Origin of the sequence: Streptomyces phaeochromogenes, assembly GCF_001418655.1 — a bacterium.
In the GTDB taxonomy this organism is placed as follows: domain Bacteria; phylum Actinomycetota; class Actinomycetes; order Streptomycetales; family Streptomycetaceae; genus Streptomyces; species Streptomyces phaeochromogenes.
In genome coordinates this window covers 1-14,089 of record NZ_LIQZ01000004.1, presented here as the reverse complement: position 1 = coordinate 14,089, position 14,089 = coordinate 1, and the positions used below count along the sequence as shown (strand labels likewise).

The following is a 14,089-nucleotide window of genomic DNA, read 5'->3' as shown; positions in this document are numbered from 1 at the left end:
CCCGTACCCCGCACCCCGTACCCCGTCCGCGTGCGCACAACGGGCGACCCTTCCGCGCGGCTGAACCCCGTACGCCGTCCCAAAGGCTTCGCTGGGGGCATGGTCCGTCAGAGAACCGTTGCCGTGTTGGTCGCCGTCATCACGGCGCTGTCCGTGCCGGGGGCCGTCGCGGAGCCTCCGCCCGCTCCACCCGCTACCGGCGCTCCCAGGGTTCCCGGAGTTCCCGCGCCGCTGAGCGAGCTGGTGCCCGGGGTGCCGCCGGGGCCGTCCCAGCCCTGGCACCTGGACACTCCCGACCAGGCGCTGGCCCCGAAGATCTACACGCCGACCGCCGAGGAGGACGCCGACGAGCCGGCCGACGCCGACGCGGAGAGCGACGAGCTGATCGAGTACGTACCGCTGAGTGACGCCGTGGAGCGGCAGTCCGGGGTCGTGGCGTGCAGCAAGCAGACCGGGCCGTACCAGCGGCAGGTCGAGCGGTGGCTGCGGCTCAGGGTGGACGGGAAGCAGTCGGTGAACGACTGCCGGGCCATCCGGGCCTTTCAGGTCAGATACGGGATCCGGCCCGACAGCGGCTTCGCCGGGCCCGTGACCTGGGCGAGGATGCAGCTCCTGTCGGCCGCGAAGAACCCGAACGCCGCCGGGAAGTGCCCCGTGCGGACCTACCGGGTCGCGTGCGTCGACCTCACCCGGCAGCTGACCTGGGTGCAGAAGGGCACGAAGGTGCTGTTCGGGCCGGTGCCGATCCGGAGTGGGAAGGCCGGGTACCGGACCAGGAGCGGCTGGTTCAGCGTCTACTGGAAGCACAAGAACCACTGGTCGACGCTCTACAACACCCCCATGCCGTACAGCCAGTTCTTCAGCGGCGGGCAGGCCTTCCACGGCATCTACGGCAGCGTCTACAACCCGCCCGGCTCGATGGGCTGCGTGAACATGCGGATCGCCGACGCCCGCACGCTGTGGGGCGTGCTCTACAAGGGTGACAGCGTGTACGTGTGGGGCCGCAGGCCCGGTACCTGAGGGTTGTGTCCGACCCCTCTGAGACACTGGGCGCGATGACTGAAACTGCACCCGCGCGGGCCCGCGCCGAGATCGACCTGGCCGCACTGCAGGCCAATGTGCGGGCTCTGCGTGCCCAGGCGCCGACCGCCGCCCTCATGGCGGTGGTCAAGTCCGACGCGTACGGACACGGGGCGCTCCCGTGCGCCCGCGCGGCCCTCGACGCTGGCGCGACCTGGCTGGGCACCGCCACGCCGGAGGAGGCACTGGCCCTGCGCGCGGCCGGTCTCGACGGGCGGATCATGTGCTGGCTGTGGGTCCCCGGCGGGCCCTGGCGGGCTGCCGTCGAGGCCGATCTGGATCTGGGGATCAGTGGGTTGTGGGCGCTGCGGGAGGCCGTGGAGGCCGCGCGTGCGTCCGGGCGGACCGCCCGCGTCCAGCTCAAGGCCGACACCGGGCTCGGGCGGAACGGATGCCAGCCCGCCGACTGGCCCGAGCTCGTCGCCGAGGCCCTGCGCGCCGAGGCCGAGGGGCTCGTCCGGGTCACCGGTCTGTGGTCCCACTTTGCCTGCGCGGACGAGCCCGGCCATCCCTCCATCCAGGCCCAGCTCAGCTGCTTCCGCGAGATGCTGGCGTACGCGCAGGGGCAGGGCGTGCGTCCCGAGGTCCGGCACATCGCCAACTCGCCCGCCACGCTCACGCTCCCGGAGAGCCACTTCGACCTCGTACGGACGGGGATCGCGGTGTACGGCGTATCGCCCAGCCCCGAGCTGGGCACCCCGGCGGACCTCGGGCTACGCCCCGTGATGACGCTGTCGGCCTCGCTCGCGCTGGTGAAGCACGTGCCGGCGGGGCACGGCGTCAGTTACGGGCACCACTACGTGACGGCGGGCGACACGACCCTCGGCCTGGTGCCCGTCGGGTACGCGGACGGCATTCCGCGCCACGCCTCCGGCACCGGACCCGTCCTGGTCGCCGGCAAGTGGCGGACGGTCGCGGGACGGGTCGCGATGGACCAGTTCGCGGTCGACCTCGGCGGGGACGAGCCACCGGTCGGCGAGAGAGTCGTCCTCTTCGGCCCCGGTGACCACGGGGAGCCCACCGCCGAGGACTGGGCCCAGGCGGTCGGCACGATCGCCTACGAAATCGTCACCCGGATCGGAACCCGGGTGCCGCGCGTTTACGTGAATACCGAACAAGCGGGGTAACCGCATAGATGCCGGGCACGGCATCGCGGGAACCGGCAGCAAGAGCACGACCTTCAGTAACAGCACGACCGGCAGTAACAGCAGCACCGACAGTGGACATGGGCAGCGCCCCGGCGAAGAGGAGCGGTACGTGAGCGAGAGCAGCGCGGAGGCCGCCGTGGAAGCGGCCACGGCCGCAGCCTCGGCCGTCTCCGCGGCGGGGGGCGCGAACTGGCGCAGGGCCGGGATCGCCGGCGCCGCGATAGGCGTGGTCGCCGCGGGTGCCGCCGCCGGAGTCGCCATAGAGCGGCTCACGGTCGGCCGGGGCATGCGCAGGAAGGCCCGGCTCGCCCTCGACTCGGCCGGTCCGTACGGGTCCTTGCGCGGCATGCCCGGCAAGGCCGTCGCGGACGACGGCACGGAGCTGTACTACGAGGTCGACGAGGTGGAGCCCGACTCCACCCTCGCCCCGCGCCGCCGCCGGCTCTTCGGCCGCAAGGCCCCCGCCCCCGTCACCGTCGTCTTCAGCCACGGCTACTGCCTCAGCCAGGACTCCTGGCACTTCCAGCGGGCCGCGCTGCGCGGTGTCGTGCGGACCGTCCACTGGGACCAGCGCAGCCACGGCCGTTCCGCGCGGGGCGTGGCCCAGGTCGAGGACGACATGCCGGTCACCATCGACCAGCTCGGCCGCGACCTGAAGGCCGTCATCGACGCGGCAGCGCCCGAGGGCCCGCTAGTCCTCGTCGGCCACTCGATGGGCGGCATGACGGTGATGGCCCTGGCCGACCAGTACCCGTCCCTGATCCGCGAGCGGGTCACCGGCGTCGCCTTCGTCGGTACGTCGTCGGGGAAGCTCGGCGAGGTCAACTTCGGGCTGCCCGTCGCGGGCGTCAACGCGGTGCGGCGGGTGCTGCCCGGAGTGCTGAAGGCTCTGGGGCAGCAGGCCGCGCTGGTGGAGCGCGGGCGGCGGGCCACGGCCGACCTGTTCGCCGGGATCATCAAGCGGTACTCGTTCGCGTCCAGGGACGTCGACCCGGCGGTCGCGCGGTTCGCGGAGCGGCTGATCGAGGGCACGCCCATCGACGTGGTCGCGGAGTTCTACCCGGCCTTCACCGACCACGACAAGACCGAGGCGCTCGCGTACTTCGCCGACATGCCCGTGCTCGTACTGGCCGGGGTCAAGGATCTCGTCACGCCGAGCGAGCACAGCGAGGCCATCGCCGACCTGCTGCCGGACGCCGAGCTGGTGCTCGTGCCGGACGCCGGGCACCTGGTGATGCTGGAGCACCCGGAGGTCGTCATAGACCGGCTGGCCGACCTCCTCACCCGCGCCGGAGCCGTCCCGGCAGGGGCTACCGTGGGTGGTTATGGAAGCACCAGCAGCACCGCGCAACCCGGCTGAGTCCTCGGGACCCTCGGAGCCTTCCGTGGCCGGCGTCACCACTGAGATCACCGTCAACTCACCCGAACAGATGCGGGAGTTGGGCCGCCGGCTCGCCAAGTTGTTGCGCGCCGGCGACCTCGTGATGCTCACCGGTGAACTCGGCGCGGGCAAGACGACGATGACCCGCGGGCTCGGCGAGGGGCTCGGCGTGCGGGGGGCGGTCACCTCGCCGACCTTCGTGATCGCGCGCGTGCACCCGCCTCTCGGTGACGGGCCGCCGCTGGTCCACGTGGACGCGTACCGCCTGGGCGGCGGGCTCGACGACATGGAGGACCTCGACCTCGATGTCTCGCTGACCGACTCCGTGATCGTCGTGGAGTGGGGCGAGGGCAAGGTCGAGGAGCTGGCCGACGACCGGCTGCACGTCCTCATCCACCGGGCCGTCGGTGACACCACCGACGAGGTACGGCACGTCACGCTGAGGGGGGTCGGGGAGCGGTGGGCGACGGTCGGGCTCGGCGCGCTCTCCGCCTGATCCGCCCTGGTCCTCGTAGGTTCGCCTCAACATTCCGACAAGGCGTCGGGAAGATGTTGCGTCGGGCGGCTTCGGCGTGTTCACATGGACGGAGGAGTTGGTTAGGTCTACCTAACCACGTCTGCTCCCGGAGCCACTAGGAGGCCGCCATGGCGACGTCTGAACGTGATGTGACGCGTCCATCGGTGCGGGTGGGGTCGACTTCGTCGGGGGTGGCTGGGGTGTCGATGCGGGAGTTGCTTGCGGCCGGGGTGTTGGCGCGGGTCGTTTCCACGCCGCCGGCCCCTCCGGCTGCGCCGGTGCGTGAAGAGCGGCGGCGTGCCGCGTAGCGCTCCGCGGGGAGTGGTGTTCGGATTCTGCGGGTGCGTTGTGGCTGGGTGCGCCGTTCCCCGCGCCCCTAAAGGCCAAAGATTGCGCCGTTCCCCGCGCCCCTAAAGACAAAAGATTGCGCCGTTCCCCGCGCCCCTGGAACGCAGAAGATTGCGCCGTTCCCCGCGCCTCTACTTGATCACTGTGACCCTTGTGCCGATGGTGGCGAACTCCCACATTGCTGTGCCGTCTTCGCGGGATTCGCGGATGCCGCCGAGCTTTTTGGAGGGGGCGGGGGTGGAGGGCGTGTCGTTAAGGGCGGCGCTGAAGCCGATTGCTACGCCGGAGACCTTCGTGAAGCGGACTACGTGCTCCACGGCGACGCCGTCCGAGCCGGTGATCTTGCCGGAGCGGGAGGTGACGACGTACGCGGCGGGCGGGGGATCCACCGTTCCGGGGGTCACCTTGAACGTGCGCTTGACCCGGTCACCCGCCCCGACGAGCCATACGCGGTCGTCGTCCACCGAGTAGACGACCCGTCGTCCCGTGCCCGACGCGGCGGGCAGTGCCGTCGGGTGCTGCCTGTCCCGGGGGGCCTTGGCGGCCTCGGTCTTCGAGGAGTCGGCGGCCCGGGAGGAGCCCAGGCCGCTCGGCACGTCCGCGGACGCCTGGTAGGCGAGGAAGCCGATCGCGGCGAGCGCCGCCGCGGTGAGCCCGGCCACGATTCCCGAGCTGCTCCGAACCACCTTGGGTGCCCACCTCTCGTACGGCATTTGTGATCTCTGTGACGTTAGCAGCAGGTCTGGGACGGATTGAGACGGCCGTGCTCCGAGCCCGGGCGCCGTAGGCTGTTCGCGTGCTCTTGCTCGCTCTGGATACCGCCACCCCCGCCGTCACCGTCGCGCTGCACGACGGGACGTCCGTCATCGCCGCCTCCAGTCAGGTCGACGCGCGCCGGCACGGGGAGTTGCTCCTGCCGGCCGTCGACCGGGTGCTCGCCGAGGCCGGGCTGCGGCTCGACGCGGTCACCGGCATCGTTGTCGGCGTGGGCCCGGGCCCGTACACCGGGCTGCGCGTCGGTCTGATGACCGCCGACACCTTCGGGCTCGCGCTCGGCATCCCCGTACACGGACTGTGCACGCTGGACGGTCTCGCCTACGCCGCCGATCGCTCCATTGCCGACGGACCCTTCGTCGTGGCTACCGACGCCCGGCGCAAAGAGGTCTACTGGGCGCGGTACGCCGACTCGCGCACGCGGGTCACCGAGCCCGCCGTCGACCGGCCGGGCGACCTGGACATCGGCGGTCTGCCCGCCGTCGGCGCGGGTGCACTGCTCTACCCCGACACCTTCCCGGACGCGCGCGAACCCGAGCACGTCTCGGCCGCCGCGCTCGCGTCCCTGGCGGCGGAACGGCTGGCCGCGGGCGAGGAACTGGAGGCGCCCCGGCCCCTCTATCTGCGCCGGCCGGACGCCCAGGTGCCCAAGAACTACAAGGTGGTCACCCCCAAGTGACGACCGCGGTGCTGCGCGAGATGCGCTGGTGGGACATCGAGCCCGTGCTGGAGCTGGAGAAGGACCTCTTCCCCGAGGACGCCTGGTCGCGGGGCATGTTCTGGTCGGACCTCGCCCATGCGCGGGGGCCGGGGGCGACCCGGCGGTACGTCGTGGCCGAGATCGCGGGGGACGCGGCGGGCGGTGCGCGGATCGTCGGATACGGCGGGCTCGCCGCCGCCGGGGACGTCGGTGACGTGCAGACCATCGCCGTCTCCCGGGAGCACTGGGGCACCGGCCTCGGCGCGCAGATCCTGACCGAACTGCTGCGGGCCGCGACCGCGTTCGAGTGCGCCGAGGTCATGCTCGAATGCCGCGTCGACAACATCCGCGCCCAGAAGCTGTACGAGCGCTTCGGCTTCGAGGCGATCGGTTTCCGGCGCGGCTACTACCAGCCGGGGAACGTGGACGCGCTCGTCATGCGACTCAACGACCCATCGACATCCGTACAAGGAACCGAGATCAATGGCTGACGAACCGCTCGTCCTCGGCATCGAGACCTCCTGCGACGAGACCGGCGTCGGCATCGTCCGCGGCACGACCCTGCTCGCGGACGCGATCGCGTCCAGCGTCGACGAGCACGCGCGCTTCGGGGGTGTGGTGCCCGAAGTCGCCTCCCGTGCGCACCTGGAGGCGATGGTCCCCACCATCGAGCGGGCGCTGAAGGAAGCGGGCGTCAGCGCGAAGGACCTGGACGGGATCGCCGTCACCGCGGGCCCCGGGCTCGCGGGCGCGCTGCTCGTCGGGGTCTCGGCGGCGAAGGCGTACGCGTATGCGCTGGGCAAGCCGCTGTACGGGGTCAACCACCTCGCCTCGCACATCTGCGTCGACCAGCTCGAACACGGGGCGCTGCCCGAGCCGACCATGGCGCTGCTCGTCTCCGGCGGGCACTCCTCGCTGCTGCTCTCCTCGGACATCACCAGTGATGTACGGCCGATGGGCGCGACCATCGACGACGCGGCGGGCGAGGCCTTCGACAAGATCGCGCGGGTGCTGAACCTCGGGTTCCCCGGCGGGCCGGTCATCGACCGGTATGCCAAGGAGGGGGACCCGGCTGCCATCGCCTTCCCGCGCGGGCTCACCGGGCCGCGGGACGCCGCGTACGACTTCTCGTTCTCCGGGCTGAAGACCGCCGTGGCGCGGTGGATCGAGGCCAAGCGGGCTGCCGGGGAGGACGTGCCGGTGCGGGATGTGGCCGCGTCCTTCCAGGAGGCCGTCGTCGACGTGCTGACGCGCAAGGCCGTACGGGCTTGTCGTGACGAGGGTGTCGACCACCTGATGATCGGTGGGGGAGTCGCCGCGAACTCGCGGCTGCGGGTGCTTGCGCAGGAGCGGTGCGAGGCGGCGGGGATTCGGCTGCGGGTGCCGCGGCCGAAGTTGTGTACGGACAACGGTGCGATGGTTGCCGCGTTGGGGGCGGAGATGGTTGCGCGGGGGCGGGCCGCCTCTGATTGGGATCTGTCCGCGGATTCGTCGTTGCCCGTTACTGACACGCATGTGCCCGGGCGGTCGCATGATCATGACCATGGTCACGATCATGATCATGTGCACGAGGTCAGCAAGGGCAATCTGTACTCATGACTGTTGCGTTGATGTGGGAGGCGCGGGCCGTCGAGGGGCGGGGGGAGGAACTGCTTGCGTGGGTTAGGGGGCAGGACCTCCCGGCGCGGCCCCTGCGTCGGGAGGTCCTGCGGGCTCCGGGGGATCGGGTGCTCGTCATTACGTGGTGGGATGCCGCGTATGAGGCTGAGCTGCCTGAGTTGCCGGAGCCGGCTGGGGAGTTGGTTGCGCGGGCGGTTCATCGGTGGCGGTTCGAGTCCCTCGACGGATAGGGGGGCGGGGGTGTTTGTCGGGTGCGGGTCGGTTGTGGCTGGTCGCGCAGTTCCCCGCGCCCCTAAAAGCAAAGGACTGCGCCGTTCCCCGCGCCCCTAAAGGCAAAGGTCTGCGCCGTTCCCCGTGCCCCCAAAGACAAAAGATTGCGCCGTTCCCCGCGCCCCTAGTGCGCCTCCGTCTCCCTTGAATCGCACCGCAGTTGGCGGTCCGGGCCCAAATGGCGTTCCGGGCCCGTCAGGGTGATGTGGGTCGTGTGGTGGGTGTTTGTGCTGGAGCTGCCCAGGCGGAGTTCCAAAGCGCCTGGTTCCACTACGCGTTGGCCCTTGCCGTCTGTGAAGGCCGAGAGGTCCGGGTGGAAGGTGAACGTGATGCGGCGGGCCTGGCCGGGGGGCAGGGTCAGGCGGTGGTAGCCGATCAGGCGGACGTCCGGGCGGGTTACGCGGGCCACCGGGTCGTGGAGGTAGAGCTGGACCACCTCCGTGCCTTCTCGGGGGCCCGTGTTGCGGATCGTGACGGACACGTCGTACGAGTCGTCCGTGCCGATCTCCGTCTCCTCCCCGTCCTCGATGTCCTCCCAGGTGAAGTCCGTGTAGCTCAGGCCGTGGCCGAAGGGGTGGAGGGGGGTCGGGTCGAGGTTGCTGACCGTGCCGGCCAGGCCCAGTGGGGGCTGGAGGTAGGTCCACGGCTGGCCGCCGGGCTCCTGCGGGACGCTCACGGGGAGCCTGCCCGAGGGGTTCACGCGGCCCGACAGCACGCCTGCCACTGCCGGGCCGCCCTCCTCCCCCGGGAAGAACGCCTGCACGGAGGCGGCCAGTTGGTCCTTCCAGCGGCCGAGCGCGTACGGGCGGCCGGTGAGCAGGACCAGGATCACGGGGGTGCCGGTGGCGGTGAGCGTGTCCAGCAACTGAGCCTGTACGCCCGGGAGTTGGAGGTCGCCCACATCGCAGCCCTCGCCCGAGGTGCCCCGGCCGAAGAGGCCCGCCCGGTCGCCCAGTACCGCCACGCAGACGTCCGCCTCGGCGGAGCGGGCCACCGCCTCCGCGAAGCCCGAGGTGTCCGGGTCCGTGGTGTCGCAGCCCTCGGTGAACGTGACCTTGGCGTCCGGGAGTTCCGTGCGCAGGGACTCCAGGAGGGTGGGGATCTCGATGCCCATCGGCCGGTCGGGGTGGTTGATGCCCACGTGCGAGGGGAACGAGTAGCAGCCCAGCATGGCGAGGGCGTCGGCGGCGCGTGGGCCGACCACGGCGATCCGGGTGTCGGGGGCGAGGGGGAGCAGACCGTCCGGGTTGGAGAGCAGGACGACGGACTCCTCGGCGAGGCGGCGGGCCAGCACGCGGTTCGCGGTCGAGTCCAGGTCGATCGGGCCCGTGGGCTCGGGGGTCCAGTCCTCGTCCAGCAGGCCCAGCTCGCACTTCTGGCGCAGCACCCGGGCCGCCGCCCGGTCCACCAGGGATTCCGGGATCACGTTCGCGCGTACCGCCTCCACCAGCGGGTCTCCGTAGCAGCGGAGCGTGGGGAGTTCGACGTCGATGCCGGCCGCCAGGGCCGCGTGGGCGGCCTCCGCCTTCGTGCCCGCGACCCGGTGCAGGGTCTCCAGGAAGCCGACACCGAAGTAGTCGGAGACGACCGTGCCCGTGAACTGCCACTCCTCCCGCAGGAGTTCGGTCAGTAGGTACGGGTCCGAGGACGCCGGTACGCCGTCCGTGTCCGTGTACGCGGCCATCACCGAGCGGGCCCCGCCCTCGCGCAGCGCGAACTCGAACGGCGGCAGGGTGATGTCGGCGAACTCGCGCACACCAGCGCGTACGGGGGCGAGGTTGCGGGCGCCCGCGGAGGACGCGTACCCCGCGAAGTGCTTGAGGGTGGCGATGACGCCGGCGGACTCCAGGCCGCGGACGTAGGCCGCGCCGATCGTGCCGACCAGGTAGGGGTCCTCGCCGATGGTCTCCTCGACGCGGCCCCAGCGCGGGTCCCGTACGACGTCCAGGACGGGGGCGAGGCCCTGGTGGACGCCGACGGAGGCGAGGTCCTTGCCGATGCGGTGGGCCATCTCCTCGACCAGGGCCGGGTCGAAGGTGGCGCCCCAGGCCAGGGGGACCGGGTACGCGGTGGCGCCCCAGGCGGTGAAGCCCGCCAGGCACTCCTCGTGGGCGACGGCGGGGATGCCGAAGCGGCCGGCCTCGGCGATGCGGCGCTGGGCGCGGGCCAGTGCCTGCGCGCCGAGCGCCGGGTCCACGGGGGCCGAGCCGAAGGAGCGGGTCAGCTGGCCGAGGCCGTGGGTGATCAGCTCGTCCCAGTCGTAGTCCGAGGTCATCTCGACCTGGTTCGGGGCGACTCCGTCACCGTCCGTGGCGGCGCCCACCCACACGCCGTACAGCTGGGCGGTCTTCTCCTCCAGGGTCATCCGGGCGAGCAGGTCGTCGACCCGGGCCTCGGCGGGCAGGGCGGGATCACGCCAGGGGGCGGTGGTCATGAAACTCCTGTCGGGGTCTAGGGGGTTCATTTGCCGCCGACTCCCATCAGGCCGCCGACCAGGGCTCGGCGGGCCACCAGATAGACGGCGAAGATGGGGATGCCGGAGAGGACTACCGAGGCGAGCAGGGCGGGGATGTTCACGCCGAACTGGCTGACGTAGTTGAAGAGGCCGAGGGTCAGGACGCGTGGGCCGTCGGACTGGGTGAAGATCAGCGGGAAGAGGAAGCCGTTCCAGGCCTGGAGCGCGGCGAAGATGACGACCGTGCTGATGCCGCCCTTGGCCAGCGGGATGGCGAGCTGGAACAGCATCCGCTGGGGGGACGCTCCGTCCAGGGCCATCGCCTCGTACAGGTCCTCCGAGACGTCCCGCAGGGTGCCGACGAGGACCAGTACCGAGACAGGCATCGCGAAGGCCGCCGTCGGCAGGATGACCGCCAACAGGCTGTCGTACAGGTTGAGTTTGGCGATCAGGAGGTAGAGGGGGACCACGACCGCCTGGGCCGGGATCGCCACGCCGAGGAGGAACAGCCGGAAGGCCAGGCCCGACCAGCGGTTGCGGGTGCGGACGGCGACGTACGCGATCGGGACGGACAGGCCGAGGACGATGGCCACGACCGCGACGGCCACGATCGCGGTGTTGCTGAGCAGATGGCCGAAGCCGCTGTTCAGCACGGTGTTGTAGTTGTCGAGCGTCGGACTCGTGGGCGGGTTCAGCGGGTTGCCGGTGAGTGCCTTGTCCTGGCTGGTGAGCGAGGCCGACAGCATCGCGTAGATCGGGACGACGACGATCGCGAGCCAGACGACCGAGCCGAGGCCCGAGACGGGGTTGCCGCGCTTCGTCCAGTGCTTGCGGCGGCGTTGCGGGGGCGGTGGCGTGGGACGCTCCTCGGTCTTCGCGGGACGTGGACGCGGCAACGTATCGTGTGACACTCCGTCACATCCCTTCGCGGGTGCTGCGCATGCTGCCGAAGCCGGTCAGCCGCACGAGGATCAGGGACAGCCCCGTGGCGGTCACCACCAGGAAGGACGCGATGGCGCTCGCGTAGCCGAAGTCGTAGCTCTTGAAGCCCGCCTCGTACATCAGGTACGGCAGGATCGCCGTGTCGGTGCCCGGGCCGCCCTTGGTGAGGATCAGCACGGTCTCGAAGTACGTGAGCGAGCCGACGACCAGCAGCACGGTGGACGTCGTGACGGTGTGCCGCAGCTGCGGGAGCGTGATCGAGAAGAACTGGCGATAGCGGCCCGCCCCGTCGATCGCCGCCGCCTGGTAGAGCACCTCGGGTATCTGGCGGGCCCCGCCCTGGTAGATCAGGGTGTGGAAGGGGATGAACTGCCAGCCGCCGACGAAGACGATCGCGAGGAACGCGCCGCTGGAGGAGCCCAGGATGTTCTCCTGGATGATGCCGAAGTTCGGGTCGAGCAGGGCGTAGAAGAGCAGCGCGATCGCCGTCGAGGAGAGCAGGAACGGCACGAAGAAGATCGCGGACAGGACCGCCCGGTTGCGCTGGCGGCCCGCCGCCCAGACGCCGAGCAGCAGCGCGATCACCGTCTGGAAGACCCAGCTCGCGGCCGTCAGCAGGACGGTGAGCCACAGGGACTGGACCATCCGGTCGTCGTCGATCAGCTTCCGCCAGTTGTCCAGGCCGACGGGTTGCGGGTCGCCCAGACCGTCCCAGCTGGTGAAGGAGAGGTAGAAGGCCAGGAGCATCGGGACCACGGCGAAGAAGGCGAAGAACAGGACGCCGGGCAGGGCCCAGGCGGCGTGCGGGCGGCCGACGGCGGAGGACCTGGACGGCTTGGACAGCTTGGGCGGCTTGGACGACGTGGCGGGCGGGGTGGACGTGGTGGCTGTTGGTTCCGTTGGGCGGTCCTCTGTCGGAGTCGGTGCACTCACTTCAGCTCCTTGAGCGCCGACACGAACTGGCTCGGCGAGGACTTCCCGACGAACAGCTTGTTGATCTCGGTGAGCATCGGGGTCGCGATGTCCGCGCCCAGCGCCTGGTCCCAGGAGAGCGTGAAGGCGGGCGCCTTCTCGACCATCTCGTACTGGAACTTGGCGAACTCCGGGTTGGGCGAGGCCTCCAGCAGCTTGGCCGCGTTGGCGGTGGTCGGGATGTCGCCGTTGGCCACCAGCGCCTTCGCGTACGCCTCCGAGGCGCAGTCCTTCAGGAAGGCGATCGCGGCGTCCTTGTTCTGCGTACGGGAGTTGACGGACCAGTAGTTGGTGGGGTTGCCGACGACGTTGCGGATGTCGCCCGTGCCGCCCTCGACCGTGGGGAACGCGCACCAGCCCAGGTTGTTCTTCGCGAAGGACGGGAACTTGCCGAGCTGCGTCGAGTACTCCCACGAGCCCATCAGGTGCATCGCCGCCTTGCCCTTGGCGAAGACGGCCGGGGCGCCGCCGTTGACGTACGACACCGAGCTGAACTTCGAGCCGAACGCGCCGTCGTCGATGAGTTCCTTGACGGTCTCGGCGGCCTTGAGGACGGCCGGGTCGCCCCAGGCGGACGCGTCGCCGCCCTGGATCTTCGCGAAGACCTCGGGGCCGCCGATGCGGTCGACGAGGTACTCCAGCCACATCAGCTCGGTCCAGGTGTCGGCGCCGCCGAGCGCGAACGGGGTGATCTTCGCGGCCTTCAGCTTGGTGTTGATGTCCTGCAACTCGGCCCAGGTGGTGGGCGGTTGGAGCTTGTGCTCGGCGAAGACGGACTTGTTGTAGAAGAGGATGACCGGCTGCATGCCGCGCATCGGTATGCCGTAGTTGCGACCGCCGAGTCCGCCGGCCGCGAGCACGGAGGGCAGGAAACCGCCCTTCAGGACCGGATCACCCTCGATGGTGTCGGTCAGGTCGATGAGCTGGTTCGCCTCCTGGTACGCCTTGATGGAGCCGCCGCCCCAGTTGAAGAAGACGTCCGGGGCGCTCGGGGAGCCCATCGCCGTGCGCAGCTTGGCCGAGTAGTCCGTGCCCGGGACCTTCTCCAGTTTCACCTTGCCCTTGGCCGACTTGCTTGCGGCGGACTTGTTGAAGCGGTCGACGGCCGCCGTCTGGACCTTCACCGCGTCGTCCCCGTACGTGAAGGCGGTGATCGTGCTGCCGCCCCCGCCGGAACCGTCACCGGAGCCGCAGGCGGTCAGACCAGTGGTGAGCAGGGTGGTGGCCCCGGCGCCGAGGACCCAGCGCCTGCTGAACGTCCTGCTGCCGAACGTCCCGCTGCCCGGGCTCCCGGGACTGCCAGGGCTGCCGGGGCTGTCTGGGCTTTCGCCCATGGACTGCCCGCCCGTGGGCCGCCCGCCGTTGGACCGCCCGCTGATCGACTCCATGACAGCACCTCTTTTTGTACTCGTTTTTGGACTCGCGACACGAATGTTTCGGAAGGCACTTCGAATGTTCCGGGAACGTATGGCTGCCGAAGGGCTTCGTCAAGAGGTTGCGCAGGGATACGATCCGGTCCATGACTCGCCCGAATCCCGCTGTAGCCCAGTCGGCGACACTCGCCGAGATCGCCCGCGAGGCGGGAGTCTCCGCTCCGACTGTTTCGAAGGTGCTCAACGGCCGTGCCGATGTGGCCCCCTCGACCCGCACCAGGGTCGAGGAACTGCTGCGCAACCACGGCTATCGGCGCCGGCGGGCCGAGGCGTCCCGGTCGCCACTGATCGACCTCGTCTTCCACGAACTGGAGAGCGCGTGGGCGATGGAGGTCATCCGGGGCGTGGAGAACGTGGCGCGGGACGAGGGCCTGAGCGTCGTCCTCTCCGAGAGCGCGGGCCGCCTCACGCCCGGGCGCACCTGGGCCGACCAGGTCGCCGCCCGCCGC

The 14,089-nt window shown here is 70.7% G+C and carries 14 protein-coding genes; 9 read left to right on the top strand and 5 right to left on the bottom strand.

The genetic code is table 11. The features are described 5' to 3' along the window. Positions 1 to 99: 99 nt before the first annotated feature. The 4 genes from AOK17_RS00735 to tsaE all read left to right on the top strand — a co-directional run bounded on the left by AOK17_RS00735 (position 100) and on the right by tsaE (position 4,105). Entirely contained in the window at positions 100 to 1,020 is a 921-nt protein-coding gene (locus tag AOK17_RS00735) for a L,D-transpeptidase family protein (protein WP_055610262.1), read from the top strand. 35 nt (positions 1,021 to 1,055) lie between these two features. Further along, on the top strand, positions 1,056 to 2,207 hold the full coding sequence (alr, locus tag AOK17_RS00730) for an alanine racemase (RefSeq protein ID WP_055610261.1): 1,152 nt from the start codon (positions 1,056 to 1,058) through the stop codon (positions 2,205 to 2,207). 130 nt (positions 2,208 to 2,337) lie between these two features. Further along, positions 2,338 to 3,588, top strand: coding sequence for an alpha/beta fold hydrolase (locus AOK17_RS00725; RefSeq protein ID WP_055610260.1), 1,251 nt, complete (start codon positions 2,338 to 2,340; stop codon positions 3,586 to 3,588). Beyond that, positions 3,554 to 4,105, top strand: a complete 552-nt coding sequence (gene tsaE / locus AOK17_RS00720) for a tRNA (adenosine(37)-N6)-threonylcarbamoyltransferase complex ATPase subunit type 1 TsaE (RefSeq protein ID WP_055610259.1) — start codon at positions 3,554 to 3,556, stop codon at positions 4,103 to 4,105. Before AOK17_RS00725 ends, tsaE begins: the two co-directional genes overlap by 35 nt. 500 nt (positions 4,106 to 4,605) lie before the next feature. Here the strand turns inward: tsaE and AOK17_RS00715 are convergent, their stop codons facing one another. Beyond that, positions 4,606 to 5,160 carry a hypothetical protein gene (locus AOK17_RS00715; RefSeq protein ID WP_107102258.1) on the bottom strand — a complete coding sequence of 185 codons (555 nt, stop codon included), beginning with the start codon at positions 5,158 to 5,160 and terminating at the stop codon, positions 4,606 to 4,608. 110 nt (positions 5,161 to 5,270) lie between these two features. On the opposite strand from AOK17_RS00715, the gene tsaB reads away from it, so the two are divergent. The 4 genes from tsaB to AOK17_RS51890 are packed head-to-tail and all read left to right on the top strand — an operon-like array spanning position 5,271 to position 7,798. After that, positions 5,271 to 5,927, top strand: coding sequence for a tRNA (adenosine(37)-N6)-threonylcarbamoyltransferase complex dimerization subunit type 1 TsaB (tsaB, locus tag AOK17_RS00710; RefSeq protein ID WP_055610257.1), 657 nt, complete (start codon positions 5,271 to 5,273; stop codon positions 5,925 to 5,927). Between the two features lie 20 nt (positions 5,928 to 5,947). Continuing rightward, complete coding sequence (gene rimI, locus AOK17_RS00705; RefSeq protein ID WP_206190636.1) at positions 5,948 to 6,439, top strand: ribosomal protein S18-alanine N-acetyltransferase; 492 nt, start codon at positions 5,948 to 5,950, stop codon at positions 6,437 to 6,439. Continuing rightward, a complete protein-coding gene (gene tsaD / locus AOK17_RS00700; protein ID WP_055610255.1) occupies positions 6,432 to 7,547 on the top strand; it encodes a tRNA (adenosine(37)-N6)-threonylcarbamoyltransferase complex transferase subunit TsaD in 1,116 nt (371 codons plus the stop codon). The genes rimI and tsaD overlap by 8 nt, the downstream gene beginning before the upstream one ends. Further along, complete coding sequence (locus tag AOK17_RS51890; RefSeq protein ID WP_055610254.1) at positions 7,544 to 7,798, top strand: hypothetical protein; 255 nt, start codon at positions 7,544 to 7,546, stop codon at positions 7,796 to 7,798. The genes tsaD and AOK17_RS51890 overlap by 4 nt, the downstream gene beginning before the upstream one ends. A 164-nt stretch (positions 7,799 to 7,962) precedes the next feature. Here AOK17_RS51890 and AOK17_RS00690 read toward each other — a convergent pair whose 3' ends face one another. The 4 genes from AOK17_RS00690 to AOK17_RS00675 all read right to left on the bottom strand — a co-directional run bounded on the left by AOK17_RS00690 (position 7,963) and on the right by AOK17_RS00675 (position 13,595). Beyond that, positions 7,963 to 10,272 (bottom strand): beta-xylosidase/alpha-l-arabinosidase, encoded by a 2,310-nt coding sequence (locus AOK17_RS00690; protein WP_055610253.1) that lies wholly within the window; start codon positions 10,270 to 10,272, stop codon positions 7,963 to 7,965. Positions 10,273 to 10,298: 26 nt separating this feature from the next. Next, positions 10,299 to 11,204: a carbohydrate ABC transporter permease gene (locus tag AOK17_RS00685; RefSeq protein WP_055610252.1), complete on the bottom strand. Its 906-nt coding sequence runs from the start codon at positions 11,202 to 11,204 to the stop codon at positions 10,299 to 10,301. A gap of 4 nt (positions 11,205 to 11,208) precedes the next feature. Beyond that, a complete protein-coding gene (locus AOK17_RS00680; protein WP_055610264.1) occupies positions 11,209 to 12,078 on the bottom strand; it encodes a carbohydrate ABC transporter permease in 870 nt (289 codons plus the stop codon). A gap of 86 nt (positions 12,079 to 12,164) precedes the next feature. Continuing rightward, the gene (locus tag AOK17_RS00675) at positions 12,165 to 13,595 is read right to left on the bottom strand and encodes an ABC transporter substrate-binding protein (protein WP_245696964.1); all 1,431 of its coding nucleotides are present in this window, start codon (positions 13,593 to 13,595) and stop codon (positions 12,165 to 12,167) included. A gap of 131 nt (positions 13,596 to 13,726) precedes the next feature. Here AOK17_RS00675 and AOK17_RS00670 point away from each other — a divergent pair. Continuing rightward, positions 13,727 to 14,089, top strand: a 363-nt coding sequence (locus AOK17_RS00670) for a LacI family DNA-binding transcriptional regulator (protein WP_157881259.1), incomplete at its 3' end; no start/stop codon positions are given.